This window comes from Ensifer sp. Root142, from assembly GCF_001426785.1.
GTDB classification, from domain to species: Bacteria; Pseudomonadota; Alphaproteobacteria; order Rhizobiales; family Rhizobiaceae; genus Ensifer; species Ensifer canadensis.
In genome coordinates this window covers 104,816-123,494 of the sequence record NZ_LMFK01000005.1, presented here as the reverse complement: position 1 = coordinate 123,494, position 18,679 = coordinate 104,816, and the positions used below count along the sequence as shown (strand labels likewise).

The 18,679-nt window shown below is 60.5% G+C and carries 16 protein-coding genes; 6 read left to right on the top strand and 10 right to left on the bottom strand.

The annotated features are described in order from the left end of the window. Nucleotides 1-934: 934 nt before the first annotated feature. The 5 genes from ASD52_RS08655 to ASD52_RS08635 form a co-directional block, all read right to left on the bottom strand. Nucleotides 935-1,939 carry a TRAP transporter substrate-binding protein gene (locus tag ASD52_RS08655; protein ID WP_057216014.1) on the bottom strand — a complete coding sequence of 335 codons (1,005 nt, stop codon included), beginning with the start codon at nt 1,937-1,939 and terminating at the stop codon, nt 935-937. A gap of 43 nt (nt 1,940-1,982) precedes the next feature. Next, on the bottom strand, nt 1,983-3,260 hold the full coding sequence (locus ASD52_RS08650) for a TRAP transporter large permease subunit (protein ID WP_057223912.1): 1,278 nt from the start codon (nt 3,258-3,260) through the stop codon (nt 1,983-1,985). Then, a complete protein-coding gene (locus ASD52_RS08645; RefSeq protein ID WP_057220469.1) occupies nt 3,260-3,793 on the bottom strand; it encodes a TRAP transporter small permease in 534 nt (177 codons plus the stop codon). The genes ASD52_RS08650 and ASD52_RS08645 overlap by 1 nt, the downstream gene beginning before the upstream one ends. Nucleotides 3,794-3,812: 19 nt before the next feature. Then, nucleotides 3,813-4,973: a fumarylacetoacetate hydrolase family protein gene (locus ASD52_RS08640; RefSeq protein ID WP_162254155.1), complete on the bottom strand. Its 1,161-nt coding sequence runs from the start codon at nt 4,971-4,973 to the stop codon at nt 3,813-3,815. A gap of 197 nt (nt 4,974-5,170) precedes the next feature. After that, nucleotides 5,171-5,887: a FadR/GntR family transcriptional regulator gene (locus tag ASD52_RS08635; RefSeq protein ID WP_057216003.1), complete on the bottom strand. Its 717-nt coding sequence runs from the start codon at nt 5,885-5,887 to the stop codon at nt 5,171-5,173. A 324-nt stretch (nt 5,888-6,211) separates the two neighbouring features. On the opposite strand from ASD52_RS08635, the gene denD reads away from it, so the two are divergent. Genes denD through ASD52_RS08620 form a run of 3 tightly spaced genes read left to right on the top strand, consistent with a single transcriptional unit; the run spans nt 6,212 to nt 9,887 of the window. After that, nucleotides 6,212-7,198 (top strand): D-erythronate dehydrogenase, encoded by a 987-nt coding sequence (gene denD / locus ASD52_RS08630; RefSeq protein ID WP_057223909.1) that lies wholly within the window; start codon nt 6,212-6,214, stop codon nt 7,196-7,198. Further along, nucleotides 7,195-8,106, top strand: a complete 912-nt coding sequence (locus ASD52_RS08625) for an NAD(P)-dependent oxidoreductase (RefSeq protein ID WP_057215997.1) — start codon at nt 7,195-7,197, stop codon at nt 8,104-8,106. Before denD ends, ASD52_RS08625 begins: the two co-directional genes overlap by 4 nt. Continuing rightward, the gene (locus ASD52_RS08620; protein ID WP_057215994.1) at nt 8,103-9,887 is read left to right on the top strand and encodes an IlvD/Edd family dehydratase; all 1,785 of its coding nucleotides are present in this window, start codon (nt 8,103-8,105) and stop codon (nt 9,885-9,887) included. Before ASD52_RS08625 ends, ASD52_RS08620 begins: the two co-directional genes overlap by 4 nt. Before the next feature lie 101 nt (nt 9,888-9,988). Here the strand turns inward: ASD52_RS08620 and ASD52_RS08615 are convergent, their stop codons facing one another. From ASD52_RS08615 to ASD52_RS08595, 5 genes are read right to left on the bottom strand one after another with little or no spacing between them, the layout of a single operon-like run. Continuing rightward, nucleotides 9,989-10,576: a DJ-1/PfpI family protein gene (locus ASD52_RS08615; protein ID WP_057215991.1), complete on the bottom strand. Its 588-nt coding sequence runs from the start codon at nt 10,574-10,576 to the stop codon at nt 9,989-9,991. A gap of 60 nt (nt 10,577-10,636) precedes the next feature. Next, nucleotides 10,637-11,602, bottom strand: a complete 966-nt coding sequence (locus tag ASD52_RS08610; RefSeq protein ID WP_082555481.1) for a substrate-binding domain-containing protein — start codon at nt 11,600-11,602, stop codon at nt 10,637-10,639. Nucleotides 11,603-11,631: 29 nt separating this feature from the next. Further along, on the bottom strand, nt 11,632-12,627 hold the full coding sequence (locus ASD52_RS08605; RefSeq protein WP_057215988.1) for an ABC transporter permease: 996 nt from the start codon (nt 12,625-12,627) through the stop codon (nt 11,632-11,634). After that, on the bottom strand, nt 12,593-14,185 hold the full coding sequence (locus ASD52_RS08600; RefSeq protein ID WP_057215984.1) for a sugar ABC transporter ATP-binding protein: 1,593 nt from the start codon (nt 14,183-14,185) through the stop codon (nt 12,593-12,595). The genes ASD52_RS08605 and ASD52_RS08600 overlap by 35 nt, the downstream gene beginning before the upstream one ends. Next, the gene (locus ASD52_RS08595) at nt 14,182-14,874 is read right to left on the bottom strand and encodes a GntR family transcriptional regulator (RefSeq protein WP_057215981.1); all 693 of its coding nucleotides are present in this window, start codon (nt 14,872-14,874) and stop codon (nt 14,182-14,184) included. Before ASD52_RS08595 ends, ASD52_RS08600 begins: the two co-directional genes overlap by 4 nt. 94 nt (nt 14,875-14,968) lie before the next feature. On the opposite strand from ASD52_RS08595, the gene ASD52_RS08590 reads away from it, so the two are divergent. Genes ASD52_RS08590 through ASD52_RS08580 form a run of 3 tightly spaced genes read left to right on the top strand, consistent with a single transcriptional unit; the run spans nt 14,969 to nt 18,672 of the window. Continuing rightward, the gene (locus ASD52_RS08590; RefSeq protein ID WP_057215978.1) at nt 14,969-15,973 is read left to right on the top strand and encodes an Ldh family oxidoreductase; all 1,005 of its coding nucleotides are present in this window, start codon (nt 14,969-14,971) and stop codon (nt 15,971-15,973) included. 21 nt (nt 15,974-15,994) lie between these two features. Continuing rightward, on the top strand, nt 15,995-17,194 hold the full coding sequence (locus tag ASD52_RS08585; protein WP_057215976.1) for an iron-containing alcohol dehydrogenase: 1,200 nt from the start codon (nt 15,995-15,997) through the stop codon (nt 17,192-17,194). Nucleotides 17,195-17,208: 14 nt separating this feature from the next. Beyond that, nucleotides 17,209-18,672: an NAD-dependent succinate-semialdehyde dehydrogenase gene (locus tag ASD52_RS08580; protein WP_057215974.1), complete on the top strand. Its 1,464-nt coding sequence runs from the start codon at nt 17,209-17,211 to the stop codon at nt 18,670-18,672. Nucleotides 18,673-18,679: the final 7 nt, after the last annotated feature.

Here is an 18,679-nt window from a genome sequence, read left to right as displayed (position 1 = left end):
CGCTCTCTCCCTTGATAAGTTCGCTCGGCAAGGGAGCGACTAGGCCGCGTTTGGCATCCTCGAAATCAGTCGTGTCGCTGAAAGGAAGTTGTTGCAGCAGTTTGCCATTGGCAGCTTTCGTTGCCTCCGTCGCGTCCTTTTGCGGCTGTGGACTTTGTGCATGGACGGGCATTGCAGTGGCCGCAATGATGGCAATGATCGACAATCCACAAAGATATTGCTGAATTCGCATGCTCGTTTCTCCCAGTTTACGCAGATGAGATGATCGAGTCGGCCCCGTCGGTGAGACCGGGGTTTGTGAAACCTCGCTGAACTTCCTCGCAACAGCTATCGCCGCTGTGACATCGTTTACCTAGCGCGCACGGGGGGTGGGGAAAGTACGTTACTGTTAATTGTCACGATAATGTTAGATACATCAGGCGTGGCGATTGCCGGTCGAAGAAGCAGTTCAATTGATTTGAAAATTCTCGAAATGTTCAAAGCGCCGCCGAGGTGCTTATTCCAAACGATACATGGCCTTTATCAGCGAAAGACAGCAATATTCTCGTTATCCCAGGGTTACCATGCGATTCCGCGGGCATGTGCAGCGACCAGATGACGTCACACCCCGCACTCCGGCCGCGGCTTTCTTTCTGAAAGCTGCCGTTCGCTTAATAAGATAGGTTGGGAAAGCGGACATGCTGGTCCAACGGCTCGTCCCGTGCCTTGCGGAACCGCCTCGGTCTTCTAGCGCGCCACCAGCGCTTCAGTTTGTTTGACAAGGTCGACCCGGGCAACAGACGCGCCGTTGTCTGATGGACGGAGGCCTGGGCTGCGATTGACGGCGCAATCAGTCGCCATCCCTTCTGGCGTCGCGGCTTGTCCTGAACGCGAAGAGCCCGCTGACGCAGCGGACTCCCATGACGATAGTGGCGAAATCTGGCCTGTCCGCGGTTTACTTGCGGATTGCGGCAAGCTCGGCCAGGATGCCATCGACGACATCGGCGCCGATCTCGGCCTTGTGCTTTTCATAGACGACCATGGACTTCTCGCGAATGCGGGCCTGCTCTTCTGGCGAAAGCACATTCACCTCAAGACCAGCGGCCTTGATCTTCTCCAGCGACTTCTTGTTCAGATCGCCGATTACCTGGCGCTCGACGTCACGCCCGACGACAGCGCACTCCCGCAAAGCGGCCTGCTCCTCGGGCGCGTAGGTATCGAAGATCGCCTTGGAAAAGAGGAAGAGGAACGGCGTGTAGGCGTGGTTGGTCTGGGTGACATATTTCTGCACCTCGAAGAACTTCGACGTGTCGATGGTCACATAGGGATTTTCCTGGGCGTCGATCGTCTTGGTTTCAAGAGCCGAGAAGACTTCGCCGAATGCCATGGGCGTCGCGTTAGCGCCAAGGTTCTGGAAGGTATCGAGGAACACGTTGTTTTGCATGACGCGAACCTTCATGCCTTCCAGGTCTTCCCATTTGTTCACCGGACGAACCGAGTTTGAAAGGTTACGGAAGCCGTTTTCCCAATAGGCGAGATTGACGAGACCCACGGCCAGCAGCTTCTCGTTCATCATATCGCCGAACTTGCCGTCGAGCACCTTATAGGCTTCCTCCGAGGTCGAGAAGAGGAACGGCAGATCGAAGACGCCGAGTGCCGGCTCGATACCAACGAGCGGCGAAGAGGACGTCACCACGGCTTCCTGAACGCCGGATCGGAGCGCCTGGGTCGCCTGCAGGTCACCTCCCAGAGCACCACCCCAGAATGCCGTCAGCTTCAGCTTCCCGCCTGACTTTTCATCAAGGCATTTCTGCATCGCCGCAATGCCGTTGCCGACGGGGTGATCGGCATTGATGCCGTTGGACACGCGTATGTTGCGCTCGGTGAATTCGGCGAATGCCGGCGCGGAGGCAGACAGGCTGAAGGCGATGGCAGTCGTGGCAAGTAGCAGTTTTCGCATGATATCCTCCCATGGATGTTGAAACAGAAGTGGCTTTCCGACCTCAGTGCAGCCAGCGAGCCGGTACGATAACCAGGTCCGGAAACAGGACCAGGAGCAGAAGTACGAGCGTTTGGGCCAGTAGGAACGGCCAGACACCTACCGTTACCTTGCCCAAGGGAACGCGGCCGACGCCACTGACAACGTTGAGAACGACGCCGACAGGCGGGGTCAGAAGGCCAATGCAGTTGTTCATGATGAACAGGACGCCGAAATAAACCGGATCGATGCCTGCCTGCTTGATGATCGGCATCAGGACCGGCGTCAGGATCAGGATGGTCGGCGTCAGGTCCAAGGCCGTCCCGACGATCAGCACCAGGATCATGATAACGAACATCAACAAGGTCGGACGATCGATCAACGGTTCGATGAGGCCGGTAATTTCCGCGGGGATGTTGGCGGCGGTGATCAACCAGGCGGAAACGAGCGCTGCGCAGACCAGGAACATGATGACGGAGGTCGTCTTGGCCGCATGGAGGATAACCCGTGGAAGCTCCCTCGGCGCGAGCTCCCGGTAGATTACCATGCCGACGAACAGCGCATAGGCCGCGGCGATCACGGCAGCTTCCGTCGGCGTCACAACGCCCGCCTTGATGCCGCCAAGGATGATGACAGGCATTCCGAGAGCCCACAGAGCGCGACCGGTCACCCGAAGTTGCTCCGCACCCGACGCACGCGGCAACGGCTGGACATTGTCTTTGCGCACGACAATCAGCCATGTCACGACCAAGGCAAGTCCCATCATCAGGCCCGGTACGATACCGGCCATGAAGAGCTGCGTGATCGAGACGTTGGCAGCAACACCGAAAACGATGAAAGCCATCGACGGCGGGATGACTGGCGCGATGACGCCACCTGCGGCAATGAGGCCGGCCGAGCGCGGTACGTTATAGCCTGCCTTGGCCATCATCGGGATGAGAATGGCCGCAAGCGCAGCAGTATCGGCCGCCGCCGAACCGGAAATGCTGGCCATGATCAGGGCCGCGACGATCGCGACGATGCCCAGGCCCCCGCGGATATGTCCCACGCAGGCAATGGCGAAATCGATAATGCGCCGCGACAGGCCGCCGGCATTCATCAGCTCTCCGGCCAGAATGAAGAACGGGATGGCGAGCAGCGTGAACGTATCGGCGCCGGCAATCATGTTCTGCGCGATGATCTGGGTATTGAACATTCCCATGTACCACATGAGAACGACACCGCAGAACATCAGCGAGAATGCGACCGGCACCCCGATTGCCATGGCGCCAATCAGTGAAGCGACGAAAACGAAAAGCGTCATCAGGTCCGCTCCGCCATCTGTTCGATCGTGAGATTCTCGCCCGCAAACGCTTCAATTTCCTCCTGCGTTACCCGACCGGTGAGCAGGCGGAAAAGGCGCTCCAGCGCGATGACCGCGCAACAGAAGCCGGTGAAGAAGCCACTGCCGTAGACGAAACCCATGGAGAGGCCGGTCACCGGGGCCTTCATGCTCCAGTTGATCGGCAGTTGCTTCCAGGTGCCCCAGAAAAAAATGGCCGAGCAGGCGATGATCACCAGATTGCTCAGGATCATGCAAAGGATGCGACCCTTGCGGCCGAGCAGAGCAACGAGGGTTTCCACGCCGAGATGCCCATGCTCCCGAAACGTCACGACGGCGCCGATGAAGGTCAGCCAGATGAAAAAGTAGCGTGCGAGCTCGTCCGAGACCGTTAGGCCGGAATTGATCGCATACCGCAGGATGACGTTCACGAAGACCATGATCGCCATTCCCGAAAGAAGGACGATCAGCAGGAATTCGAGAGCCTTGTAAAAGTGGTCGACTACCTTTTGCACGCTTTCCTTCCAGTCTGCGTTACAACAGGCCGCGCTTGGCCAGGTTTCTCATCAGCGCACCGAGGCCGAAGGTCCATTCGGGGCAAGCGTCACTGCGATCGACCCAGTTTACCAGACGGCCAAGTAGGGGTGTCGAAATTTCCACCCGGTCGCCGATTTCATGCGTAAATCCCTGGCCCGCCCCGCGCCGGTCCTTCACGGGGGCGAACATGGTGCCGAGGAAAAGTACGGCGCCATCGGGATATTGATGATTGCGATTGAGCAACTGGCGGGCAAGGTGGGAGGGCTTGCGGCTTATCGCTTCCATCGGGCTCTCGCCCGTCATCCGGAAACCGTCCTGTCCCTCGACGGACAAGGCAACGCGGACCTTCCCGAGTTCCTCCAGCGTGAACTTGTCATCGAAGACGCGAATGAAAGGGCCGATCGAACACGATGCGTTGTTGTCCTTCGCCTTGCCGAGCAACAGCGCCGAACGCCCTTCGACATCGCGAAGGTTGACATCGTTGCCGAGCGTGGCGCCGACGATTTCGCCGGAAGACCGCAGGACCAGGACCACTTCCGGCTCGGGATTGTTCCACTCCGAGATCGGATGAATGCCGACCAGCGAACCGCAGCCGACCGCCGACATGGGTTGCGACTTGGTGAAGATTTCGGCATCCGGCCCGATGCCCACCTCAAGGTACTGCGACCATAGGTTCATCTCCTGCAGAAGTTCCTTCACCCGTGCAGCCTGCTCGGAACCGGCGACGACACCACGAAGGCTGCCCCCCAGAACCGGCGCCAAACGCTTGCGGATATCGGACGCCCGAGACGCATCTCCCTTTGCCTGCTCTTCGATCACACGTTCGAGCATGCTGTCGGCAAACGTAACCCCGGCCGCCTTGATCGCCTGCAGATCGATTGGAGCCAGCAATTGGCCAGCCTGGCCCGACAGGAAATCATCGATCGAGCCGAGATCGGGAAGCTCACCCGACGCATGCAGCTTGCAAGCGAAATCCTCAAGCTCAAGAAGCTCGGAAACGGTTGCGGAAACCGACGACACGTCCAGAACCCGCTCGCCGCGGACCGCGACGGGGCAAGGGCCGTCAGCCGAATTCGACCAGACGCGGCCAACAAGCAGCGCATCTGTGGCATCTGCAGGTAAAATATCCGCAGCTCGAAGTGTTCTGGTCGAACTCAAGCAAAACCTCCTCACATCCACGACACGATGGCCTCCCGCCATCTTGCCAGATTGTCAGGATGTCTGACAATAGTGGACCTGCTTTGTAGTCATACTCCCTTGCGCTGTCTAGCGCCGAAAATCATACCCGGACAAACGGCGCCTTGGGGAAGGTGGCACTCTCCGCAAAAACGGCAAGCGGCCAGCGCCGGAAGATTTCAGCCCGTTTCAAGGGTCAGATCCAGCCGACTGGCAGCAGCGAGCAGATGCCGCTTCATCGCTTCGCGCGCGCGTTTCGGGTCGCGGCTGGCAATCGCGTCGCGGATCGCCACATGCTCGGCAATCGTCAGTTCCACAATCTCCTCAAGAACCGCCGCGGCCCGCGCAGCGTTGATGGCAAGACTGATACGCTCCGCTATGAAGCCGACGAACAAAGCGAAATATTCATTGCCGGTCGAAGCCGCGATGACACGATGAAAGATTAGGTCAGCAACGATCCCTTGATCCGTCCATTTGTCCGCCCCCATCATGCTTGCCAAAGCCTCGTCGAGCTTAGCCAGATCACTATCGACATGATGAGTTGCCGCAAGGCCGGCGGCTTCGATTTCCAGCGGCATGCGCAACTGAAACAGATCCCGGAAGCTCGCGCGGTCATAAAGATCATCCTGCTCGATGCGGATCGACTGGCGCGCCTTGATCTCGGTTGCGAAGGCGCCGACGCCTTGTCTGGTCTCAACAAGACCCTCGTTGCGCAACTGAGCAATCGCCTCGCGCACCACCGAGCGGCTGACGCCGAAACTGCTGGCGAGAAAGTGTTCGGTCGGCAGCTTGCTTCCCGGCGGAATACGGCCGTCCGTGATCTCGCGCGCAATCTGGGCGGCAATTCGCGCCGGAAGATGCTCATTGCGCCTGATCTGTCCAAAATCCAGTGACATGCCTTTTCGCCTCAAAAAATTGCTGCCTATGAATGCCGCTCGAAATCCAGTTGGCAACCCGGATTCATCACGCCTAGCGGATCGACAGCCTTTTTCAATGCCGCAACCAATCCCCGTCTGACCGGAGCGATACACATCTCTCATAGTCTGTTTCTTCAGACGTCCAATACCGTGCTCGGCACTGATCGAGCCGTGATGGCGCCGCAATTAAATATTCTGCTTTCTAACGAATGATATAAGGTTATCAGACAACCTTACAACGGAATATATACGATGCCGTCGTATTACCTCGGATCGGCGTGCAGAAAACGGGAGGAAGAACAGGTGCACATTTTCATTATTGGCGCCGCCGGCATGGTCGGGCGCAAGCTCGCGCAGAGCCTGGCCAAAGACGGCACGCTGGACAACCGGCCGATCGAAAGCATGACACTCGTCGATGTCGTCACGCCAGAGCCGCCACTGGGCTTCGCCGGCAAGGTGACGTTGGAAACGGCAGACCTCTCGGCTCCGGGCGAAGCGGTGCGGCTCGTCGCCGGACGCCCTGACGTCATCTTTCATCTCGCCGCCATCGTGTCGGGAGAAGCCGAACTCGACTTCGACAAGGGGTATCGCATCAATCTCGACGGCACGCGTTTCCTGTTCGACGCGATCCGCCTTGCCAATGGTGAGGATGGCTACAAGCCCCGCGTCGTGTTCACCTCCTCGATTGCCGTGTTCGGCGCGCCCCTGCCCTATCCAATCCCTGACGAATTCCATACCACACCGCTGACCAGCTACGGCACGCAGAAAGCGATCTGCGAGCTGTTGATTTCGGACTATTCCAGACGTGGCTTCTTCGAAGGCATCGGAATTCGCCTGCCGACCATCTGCATTCGTCCCGGAATGCCTAACAAGGCGGCTTCCGGCTTCTTTTCGAACATCCTGCGCGAGCCCCTCATCGGGCAGGAAGCCGTTCTGCCCGTGCCGGAAGAAGTGCGCCACTGGCATGCATCGCCCCGCTCCGCCGTCGGCTTTCTCAGCCACGGCGCGACGATCGACGTCGAGAAGTTGGGCCCCCGGCGCAACCTGTCCATGCCCGGGGTCAGCGCGACTGTCGGGGAGCAGATCGAGGCGCTGCGCCGCGTCGCCGGCGAAAAGGCAGTGGCGCTGATCCGGCGGGAGCCTGATGAGGTGATCATGCGCATGTGCGCCGGCTGGGCGCCGGGATTTGAGGCGAAGCGGGCAACTGCGCTCGGTTTTACCGCCGAAAAATCCTTCGACGACATCATCAGGGTTCATATCGAAGACGAACTTGGAGGCAGTCTGCAATGACAACCGGAACGGGACAAAAGGGGCGAGGCATCGCCTTTCTCGGAACCGGCCTCATGGGCGCACCGATGGTGCGCCGCCTCTTGAGCGCTGAGTATGCCGTCACGGTCTGGAACCGCGATCGCTCCAAGGCGGAGGCTTTGGCTGCGCAAGGCGCCGTCGTCGCGACCACAGCCGCCGATGCCGCGCGCGATGCCGATGTCGTCTTCACCATGCTGAGCGACGGCAGCGCAGTCGGCAATGTCCTGATCGACCAGGGCGTGGCGGAGGTGCTCAAGGCCGGCGCCGTTGTCATCGACACGTCGTCAATCGCGCCGCCGGTCGCGCGCGCGCATGCCGAAATGCTGGCCAGGCGGCAGGTGCATCACGTCGATGCCCCGGTTTCCGGCGGTACGGTCGGTGCTGAAGCGGGAACGCTTGCGATCATGGCCGGAGGCGACGGCGCCGTCATCGAGCGGCTGCACGACATATTCGCGCCCCTCGGCCGCGTCACCCATGTCGGCCCCTCTGGCGCCGGCCAGATCTGCAAGCTTGCCAATCAGCAGATCGTCGCCATCACCATCGGCGCCGTTGCGGAGGCGATGATGCTGGTTAAGGCCGGTGGTGCGGATCGCGGCAAATTCCGTGATGCGATCCGGGGCGGGTTTGCCGAAAGCCGCATCCTGGAGCTTCACGGCAAGCGGATGGTGGATCGAGCCTTCCAGCCGGGAGGGTCGTCGCGGTTGCAACTGAAGGATCTCGATGCCGTCGCGGCAATGTCGGACGTGTACTCGCTCGACCTGCCGTTGACCTCCATGATACGTGACGCGTTCCGCGCTTTCGTCGCCGATGGGCACGGAGAGACCGATCATAGCGGCCTGCTGCTGCATCTCGAAAAGATCAACGGCCACGAGGGGGAGAAGGTCCGGTGAGCAAAGACCAGAAGGAAAATCACCGGCTGCGTTCGCAGGACTGGTTCGACAACCCGGATCATCTCGACCTGACCGCGCTCTACCTCGAGCGGTTCATGAACTATGGCACGACACCGGAGGAACTGCGCAGCGGCAAGCCGATCATCGGTATCGCCCAGTCGGGCAGCGACCTGAACCCTTGCAACCGCCACCACCTCGACCTCGCCAAACGGCTGCGAGACGGCATTCGCGACGCCGGCGGCATTCCCATCGAGTTTCCAACCCACCCGCTGTTTGAAAACTGCAAGCGCCCGACCGCGGCACTCGATCGCAATCTCGCCTATCTCGGGCTGGTCGAAATCCTCTACGGCTATCCGCTGGACGGGGTCGTCCTGACGACCGGCTGCGACAAGACCACGCCATCGGCGCTCATGGCAGCCTCGACCGTCGATATTCCAGCGATCGTTTTCTCCGGTGGCCCGATGCTGGACGGCCACCATGATGGGGACCTGGTCGGCTCCGGCACAGTGATCTGGCGCTCGCGCCGCAAGTACGCCGCCGGCGAAATTGACCGCGAACAGTTTCTCGAGGCTGCGCTGAGTTCGGCGCCGTCTATCGGCCACTGTAACACGATGGGCACCGCATCCACGATGAACGCCATGGCCGAGGCGCTCGGCATGTCGCTGACCGGTTGCGCGGCCATTCCGGCCGCCTATCGCGAACGCGGCCAGATGGCCTATCGCACCGGCCGCCGCGCGGTCGAACTGGTACTGCAGGACATTCGTCCGTCGGATATTCTGACACGCGCCGCCTTCCTCAACGCAATCAGGGTGAATTCGGCGATCGGCGGATCGACCAATGCCCAACCGCATCTGATGGCGATGGCCAAGCATGCCGGCGTCGACCTCAGCCCAGACGACTGGCAGGTTCACGGCTTCGATATCCCCCTGCTCGCCAACGTCCAGCCGGCGGGCGCCTATCTCGGCGAGCGGTTCCATCGCGCCGGTGGCGTGCCTGCGATCATGTGGGAACTGCTTCAGGCGGGTAAGCTGGACGGGGAGTGTCCGACAGTCACCGGCAGGACGATGGCCGGGAACCTGGAAGGGCGTCAGTCCGATGACCGTGAGGTGATCAGGCCCTATGCGGACCCGCTTCGCGAACGCGCCGGCTTCCTGGTGCTGAAGGGTAACCTGTTCGACTTTGCCATCATGAAGATGAGCGTCGTATCGGAGGATTTTCGCCGGCGTTACCTGAGCGATCCCGGCCATGAGGGCGTGTTCGAGGGCAAGGCAGTGGTGTTCGATGGATCCGAGGACTATCACAGACGGATCAACGATCCGTCGCTCGCGATCGATGAGCGTTCGATCCTGGTGATCCGCGGCGCTGGCCCGCTCGGCTGGCCCGGCTCGGCCGAAGTCGTCAACATGCAGCCGCCCGACCACCTGCTGAAGCGCGGCATCATGAGCCTCCCGACGATTGGCGATGGCCGGCAATCAGGAACTGCGGACAGCCCGTCGATCCTCAATGCCTCGCCGGAAAGTGCGGCGGGCGGCGGGCTTGCCTACGTCCGGACCGGCGATGTCATTCGGATCGATTTCAATGCGGGCCGATGCGACATGCTGGTCGATGACGCGGAAATCAAGCGGAGGCACAGCGATGGCATCCCGCACGTTCCGGCCGACGCCACCCCCTGGCAGATGCTTTACCGCCAGACAGTGACGCAATTGGCCGACGGCGCCACCATCAGACATGCGGACACGTTCCGCCAGATCGCTAAGGTGCCACCCCGGCATAATCATTGAACGCAAATAAACGATCGTTGCCCCGAGGTGATCAAGATAACGCCTTTTGAACACCAGCCCGCCCCGAAGAAGACGGGGCGGACGGTTCACGCTTTCCCGTTTCAGGTATGCGTGATTTTTGTTCCGAGCACGTTGAGGCACTCTCGCATGAAAGCGGCAAGCCCCGTCCAGCCCTTGGCCGACACCATGTTGCCGTCGACATAAGCCTCCGTGGGCTTGACGTCGATATAGGTGCCGCCAACGGCCGTAACTTCCGGCTCGCAGGCACCGAGGCCCGCGACCTTGCGGCCCTTCAAGACACCTGGCACTGCCATCAGGATCTGCACGCCATGGCAGATCGTGAAGATCGGCTTGCCGGTCTCATGGAAATGGCGGACCATGTCCTGGATGCGCTTGTCCGTGCGGATGTATTCCGGTCCGCGGCCACCCGCCGCGTAGACGGCATCATATTCCTCGACGCGCACTTCGGAGAATGTCATGTTGATGTCGGCATAATGGCCGAGTTTTTCCGTGTAGGTCTGATCGCCCTCGAAATCATGCAGCGATGTCTTGATGCGATCGCCGGCCTTCTTGTCGGGACATATGACGTGGACCGTATGGCCCACAGCTTCCATCCCCTGCTGGAATACAAAGATCTCATATTCCTCGGTGAACTCGCCGGTCAGCATGAGGATTTTCTTGCCGCTCATAATGTATCTCCTGTTGGAATTGAATGATCGGCGCCCGGAGTGGCCGGGCGCCGTTACGTATCAGAAGGGGGAATCCGGGAAGTAGAACTGGTCGGCATTTTCCGGCGTGATCAGCGGCGCACCGAGCAGGAACGACCCGCGCACCGGAGCCTGCCCGGTGAACTGCGCGGCCGTCATGTACATCGCAGACTTGATCATCGACGGCGGATAAGGCGTCGAGATCGGCGTGCGCTCGTTCTTCTCCTTCACCATCTCGATAACCTGCTTCATTCCGTTGCCGCCGAGCGCGTATTTGATGTCCTTGCGACCGGCATTATCGACTGCTTCGAGCACGCCGAGCAGCATGTCATCGTCGTTGGCCCAGACGGCGTCGATCTTGGGATATTTGGCGAGATAATCCTGCATCAGCTTGAAGGCTTCGTCCTGGTTCCAGTTGGCATACTGGATATCGAGGATCTTGATGTTCGACTTGGCGACGACATCGGAGAAACCCTTGATGCGTTCGTCATCGATGACCGTGGGAATGCCGCGAAGCACGACGACCTGGCCCTCGCCTCCAAGCTTGTCCACGAGCCAATGCGCCGTGTTGGCGCCGACGGCGATATTGTCGCCGGCGACATAAAGATCCTGAACGCTCGGATCGGTCAGGCCGCGATCGACCACGGAAATGAAAGTGCCGTTCTGCTTGATCTGTTCGACAGGCCCCGTCAGTTCCTCAGAGGTAAACGGCAGGATCACGAGGGCGTCGAGTTTGCGGCTCGCAGCCAAATCTTCGAGCGCAGACACCTGTGCGGTTGCCGAGGATGCCGTGGACAGAACGACGTCAATGTTCGGAAACGCAGCCTCCAGCTCCTTTTCCGCCTGCTCGGCGTGATAAACGACGCCTCCGGTCCATCCATGCGTGGCTGCCGGAATGGAGACGGCGATCGTCACCTTGTCTTCGGCCTGCGCGCTGCCGAGTGGCAGAACGAGGGCCAATGCTGCGGTCGATAACAAAAGACCGGCTTTCTGGATCATCGACTTCATTTTCTCCTCCTTTGAAGTCAGTGCGATTTTCAGCGGTTGGCGGTAAAGCGGTGCGCCAGCATGGCGATGATGATGATCGCGCCCTGGACGGCGGCAACGAGGTATTCAGAGACCATGTCCGAAAGGACCATGACGTTGGCGATGACCTCGAGAATGAGTGCGCCGGCGACGGTGCCACCAATGCGCCCGCGTCCGCCACGCAGAAGGGTTCCGCCAATGACGACGGCAGTAATGACCTGCAATTCCCAGAGCTGACCGGTCGTCGGCGTCGCCGCGCCAAGGCGCGGCACATAACAGATGGCCGCAACGGCGACGCAGATGCCCTGAATGACGTAGGCGAGGGTCCGCACAGCGGCGACGTTGACGCCAGAGAAGCGGGCGACTTCGACATTGGATCCCGCAGAGGTCAGCCGGCGGCCGAACTTGGTCTTGTACAGCAGGAACGCACCCAGCATGACCACGACGAAGGTTATCAGGACGGGATAGGGTATGCCGAAAAGGCTGCCGAAATAGACCGGTCGGTATGCCTCCCGCAGGGCCCGGTCGATCGGCAGGGACCCGCCATCGGTCATGAAGGTGATGAAAGCCCGGAAAATGCCCATCGTGCCGAGCGTGACGATGAAGGGTTCGATTTTCCCGATCGTGACGATGAGCCCGTTGAACAGACCGCACAGAGCCCCGACCACGAGAGCAAGCGCTGCTCCCATCGGAATGGCCCAGGCACCGAATGAAGGGGCCAGATAGTTCATCACCATGATCATGATGCCGGTGACGAAGGCCATCATCGAGCCGACCGAAAGATCGAGGCCGCCGGACGCGATGACGAAGGTCGCTCCGACAGCGATGATCGCAATGAAGGCGCTGCGGGTCACGACGTTGATCAGGTTTGCGGAGGCGACAAAGTTGGAGTTTACCAACGCGCCCAGCAACACGATCACCGCAAGCGCGATGAAGGGCGCAAAGTCCGCCCAGCGGATGCGGCCTCCTTCGTCAGAGGGTATGATTGTTGCGGTTGCTGCGGTCATTTTCGTCCTCCCCGACGTCGTCGCGCCCGCCGACCGTGGCGGCGTAGACGATGTTTTTCTCATTGATTTCAGCGCCGTTCAGTTCGGCGGCGATCCTGCCTCCCCGCATCACGAGGACGCGATCGGCGAGCCCCACCAGTTCCGGCATTTCCGACGAGATGACGATGCAGGCCTTGCCCGCTCGCACCATGGCGTCGATGAAGTCGTAGATCTGGCTCTTGTTGCCGATATCGATGCCGCGCGTCGGCTCATCGATGATCACCACCGAAGGTTCCGCCAGCATGACCTTGGCAAGCAGCAGTTTCTGCTGGTTGCCGCCGGAAAGCTTTCCGGCGTCAAGCCGAAGGGAACGGACACGGATATCGTAATCGGCGACCACTTTCTCCAGCCGGGAGCGCTCCTCCCGCTTATCGAGCACGCCACCTGGATTGACCGTATCAAGAGCCTGAAGCGTCAGGTTTGGGCCAAGCTTCTCCTCCAGAAGCAGGCCCTTCCCCTTTCGGTCCTCTGTCAGATAGACGAGACCGGCCTCCATCATCGTGCGCACCGATCGGTGTTTGATGTCCTTGCCGTTGAGCACGACGCTGCGGGCATGCGAGGGGCGAAGACCCATCAACCCTTCGATCAGTTCGGTCCGCCCCGCGCCGATCATGCCGCCGATACCGAGCACCTCACCCGGCCGGACGCTGAAGCTGGCACTCTCGGCACCATGATCGACCGCCAGATCCATTACCGAAAGGATAGGCGCTGCTTCTGCGGGCGGGCGTTTATGGGGATAAAGCATCTCCAGTTCGCGACCGACCATGAGCTCGGCCATTTCACGCTGGCTGAGACCGGCGGCAGGCCAGGTGCCGATCATACGACCGTCACGCAGGACGGTTATGCGGTCGGCAAGCGTCTGCACCTCATCAAGACGATGGGAAATATAAAGGACTGCCACGCCGTGATCGCGCAGCATCCTGACGATATCGAGAAGTGCCGCAACTTCGTCATTCGCCAGAACCGCCGTCGGCTCGTCAAAGATGACGACCTTTCGATCGTCGAGAAGCGCACGCGCGATCTGCACCAGCTGGCGCTGGGCAAGCGGCAGATTTCCTGCACGATCACGCGGGCGCGCCGTCGAGCCGACCCGCGCGAGAAGTTCCGCGGTACGCCGGTTCATGGCCCGGTCATCCACCATCAGGCCCCGGCCGATTTCCCGACCCAGAAACAGGTTTTCCGCTACCGTAAGGTCCGGGGCAAGCAGGATTTCCTGATGCACCAGCACGATGCCGGCGTCTTCCGCTTCCACGGCGTTTCGAAATTCCGTCGGCTCGCCATCCATCAGCAACCGACCGTCCGTCGGCGCGACGTATCCGGACAGCAACTTCATCAGCGTCGATTTGCCGGCGCCGTTTTCACCGATGATGGCATGAACCTCTCCCGCACGGACATCGAGCGCCACATCCGACAGGACGGTAATGGGGCCGTACGCCTTACCCAGGCAATCGGCCCGGAGAACCGCGACCGCCGAACTTTCCGGCGGGGCCAGGGGTTGAGGGGAAAGGACCGCGTTCATTCGAAGGCCGACAGCAGCCGATCACGCGAGCGCTCGATATGGATGCGCATGGCATCGAAAGCAGCCTGTGGATCTCCTGATCGTAAAGCGATGAGCAGGTTCTCGTGCTCCTCGAGCGCCTCCTGTGTCACGCGCGTATGAAACATCAGCCGGAAGATATGGAGATGCACATGCTGGTTCGAAAGCGTGTTCCGGATCACATCGTTTCCGGCAATCTTGAGGATTGCATCGTGAAAATGCGCATCCGCCCGAGCAAAGCGTGAATATCGCGTGTTGCGATCGACGGGCGTACCGCCATTGCCCATGTCTGCCGCAGAATTTTCAAGCTGCTGCAAAGCCTCAGGAGTCATATTGATTGCCGCAAGCCTGGCACCCTCCGGCTCGACCAGAAGTCGGAAAGCATAGAGATCCTGGAATTGCTTTTTCGTCCATTGAGGTGCTGCGCTATAGCCGACAAGATGCTCCTTACGCACAAGACCTTCGCGCTCCAGACGACTGAGAGCCTCACGGATCGGCGTCTGTGATACACCGATTTCCCGAGCAAGAACGTCTATCGGTATGCGGGCGCCGGGCGTGATCTCCAGGGACATGAGGCGGTGATAGATGTTGTCATAGACCCCCTCGACCACGCTGCTCGGACGCAGGCTCGTCCCTTTGATTTCTCGTTCCGCTGCAAATGCCACCTTCAATCTCCGGCTTGCTTCTTGACACGCCGACATTTGTTGCAAATAAGATATCGTATGTCAAATACAATATCGTATATGATCCGATATAGGATTTAAAATGAGGATATCACTTGAACGGCTTCGACGACTGGCGACCGCTCTTCTGGAAGCAAGAGGAGCGTCGCCTGCCAATGCTCACCTCCAGGCCGATCTCCTGCTGGAAGCCGAATTGCGAGGTTTGCCGTCGCATGGCCTTCAGCGATTGCCCCTGCTTCTCTCCCGGTTGGAAAAGGGGCTCGCCGACGGGCGCACATATGGAACGGGGACATGGCGCAGACGGTCTTTTCTCAGCATCGACGGCGAGCGCGGCCTTGGACCGGTCGTCATGATGCGTGCAATGGATACGATCCGGCCGGTCTTGAGCGAGACGGGGATCGCCATCGCTGCGATCCGCGACGCCAACCATATGGGTATGCTGGCCTATTACGCAGAGGCTGCAGCAAGGAGCGGCCTGATCGGCATCGTCATGTCGACCAGTGAGGCCCTGGTTCATCCCTTCGGCGGAACCCAGGCCCTGTTGGGCACCAATCCCGTCGCCATAGGCATTCCCGCCAGCGATCGCCCCTTTGTGCTGGACCTTGCGACAAGCATCGTCTCGATGGGGAAAATCAACAACCACGCGATGCGCGGTGCGCCTATTCCATCAGACTGGGCGGTGGATGCGCAAGGTTTCCCGACCACGGATCCACACGCGGCCAAGTCGGGGGCAATCGCCCCGTTCGGCGGCGCCAAAGGGTACGGCCTCGGTCTTGCGATCGAACTTCTCGTTGCCGCGCTTGCCGGCTCCGATCTCGCGCCCGATGTGCACGGGACGCTCGATGATATCCATGCTGCCAACAAGGGTGACCTTCTCATTCTCATCGATGCGGCATCCGGACACGGGAACGCCCGCTCGCTTGCAGCCTATCTCGACCACCTGCGCCGATCCCCGGCATCCGACCCCGAAAAACCGGTTGCGGTACCGGGCGATGGCGCACGCAGGCGCCGCATCGCGGCGGAGAACGCAGGGATAGAGCTGCCGCAACAACTTTTGGAAAGTCTTTTGGCGCTCGAGGCCGCCTGAACCATCGGAGGAGATGTGGAAATGAACCTTTTCGGCACACTGAGGGCGCCGCGCGAACTGCTCTTCGGCTCGGGACAACGGCATGCTCTCGGGAATATTGCCGCCCGGCTGGGCCGGCGCGCGCTGATCGTCACCGATATGCGCCTTTCCGCGGATGCCGATTTTCTCGCGCTCGTCCAGCAGCTCGAAGATGCCGGCATCGCGGTCATGATCGACAGTTCCACTCTGCCGGATGTACCGGTCGACTCCGCGGCAAAAAGCGCAGAGGGCGCCCGCAACTTCGCTCCGGACTTCGTTATTGGCGTCGGTGGCGGCTCGTGCTTAGACATGGCCAAATGCGTGGCTCTGCTCCTGACCCATGGCGGGCGACCGCAGGATTATTACGGGGAACATACCGTTCCGGGCCCCGTGATGCCTCTCATAGCAATTCCGACCACCGCTGGAACGGGCTCCGAAGTCACGCCCGTCGCCGTGCTTTCCGACGCCGAGCGGAGCCTGAAGGTCGGCATTTCCAGCCCTCACCTCATTCCGACCGTATCCATATGCGATCCGGACCTCACCCTCACCTGCCCACCTTCCCTGACGGCAATTGCGGGGTCGGACGCTTTGACCCATGCGCTGGAAGCCTTCACCGCAATTCGCCGAGAGCCCGTGCCCGGCATCGCGCAACAGCGTGTCTTTGTCGGCAAGAACGAAATGTCCGACCATTTTGCGCTGCGTGCCATCTCCTTGCTCTGGCAGGGTTTGGAGGCTGCCTGCAAGGACGGCACGGATCGAGCCGCGCGCGAAAAGGTCATGCTCGGCGCCACGCTGGCAGGACTTGCCTTCGGTGTGGCCGGAACCGCAGCGGCCCATGCCATACAGTATCCCGTCGGCGCGCTCACCCATACCGCGCACGGCCTCGGGGTTGCCTGCCTCATGCCTTACGTCATGACATGGAACGCGCCGGTCATCCAGGACGAGCTTGGGACCATAGCCCAGGCGGCGGGTCTTAAAGGGCCGGACGATGTCGTTCCCGCCCTCATTTCCCTTTTCGCGCACATAGGGATTCCCTCGACGCTCCGTGAACTTGGGCTTGAAGAGAGCCGGATCGGCTGGGTTGCCGAGCAAAGCATCGGCATTGCCCGCCTCGTCCAGAACAATCCGCGGCCCCTGAACCTCGACGACATGCAGAACCTCATCGCCGCCGCCTATCATGGCGACCGGTCGCGCCTGAACTGAAAAGGATTTTCATCATGACGTTTCATGCCAAGATCGACGGATATGCCAATCCTGCTCTTCATGCGGAAGGCCTTTACATCGGCGGCACATGGAGAAAGGGCGGCGGAATAGCCGTCATGGACCCATCCACAGGCGAAAAACTGGCAGAAGTCGCGGATGCTTCTGTTGAAGATGCGCTGCAAGCCGTTGATGCGGCGCATGCCGCTGCCGCCGCATGGCGCGCCACGCCAGCCCGCCAACGCTCGGAAATCCTCCGGCGCTGGTTCCAGCTCATGACGCAACACGCCGAAGAGCTTGCCACGCTCATCGCACTGGAAAACGGCAAGGCGCTGCCTGACGCGCGCGGTGAAGTCGCTTACGCCGCCGAATTCTTTCGCTGGTATGCGGAAGAAGCGACGCGTATTCCTGGCGAATATCGCCATACGCCCTCAGGTTCGCATCATATCATTGTCGATCACGAACCGATCGGTATCGCAGTCCTGATCACGCCCTGGAACTTCCCGGCCGCCATGGCGACCCGAAAGATTGGTCCGGCTCTTGCGGCAGGCTGCACGGTCATTCTGAAACCGGCCTCTGAAACGCCGCTGACGGCCTATGCCATGGCACGCCTTGGCGAAGAGGCCGGCGTGCCGGCGGGTGTCGTCAACGTTCTGACGACAAGCAATCCGGGCGCGGTGACCAACGCCATGCTGGCGGACCCCCGCGTGCGCAAACTGTCCTTTACCGGCTCGACCGGCGTCGGCCGGACGCTACTTGCCGAAGCTTCGAAATCCGTGGTCAGTTGCTCGATGGAACTCGGCGGCAATGCACCCTTCATCATCTTCGACGACGCAGACCTGGAGGCTGCTCTGGACGGCGCGATGATCGCAAAGATGCGCAACGCTGGCGAGGCCTGCACCGCCGCCAACCGTTTCTATGTCCAGGCCGGCATCCACGATGCCTTCGTCGGCCGCCTCACGGCGCGCATGGCCGCGCTGACGATCGGTCCGGGCTACGATCCCGCAACCCAGTGCGGCCCGATGATCACCACCAATGCCGTGCGCAAGATCGACAGGCTGGTCACGGACGCCATTGCGTCCGGCGCACGCGCGACGACCGGCGGCAAGCCGCTTTCGGAAAACGGCTATTTCTATCCGCCAACCGTTCTCGAAAACGTGCCTGCAGACGCCGCAATCGCGCGTGAGGAGATCTTTGGTCCGGTCGCGCCGGTCTATAAATTCGTTACCGAAGACGAAGCTGTTCAACTGGCGAACAACACCGAATACGGCCTTGCCGCCTACGTCTACACCCAGGATCTGAAACGGGCGATGAAGGTCGGCAAACGGCTTGAGACAGGCATGCTCGGGATCAATAGGGGACTGATGTCCGATCCGGCCGCACCCTTTGGCGGCGTCAAACAGAGTGGTCTTGGCCGTGAGGGCGGCGTCACCGGCATTCTGGAGTTTATGGAGGCAAAGTACTACGCAGTAGACTACTGAAACTGGA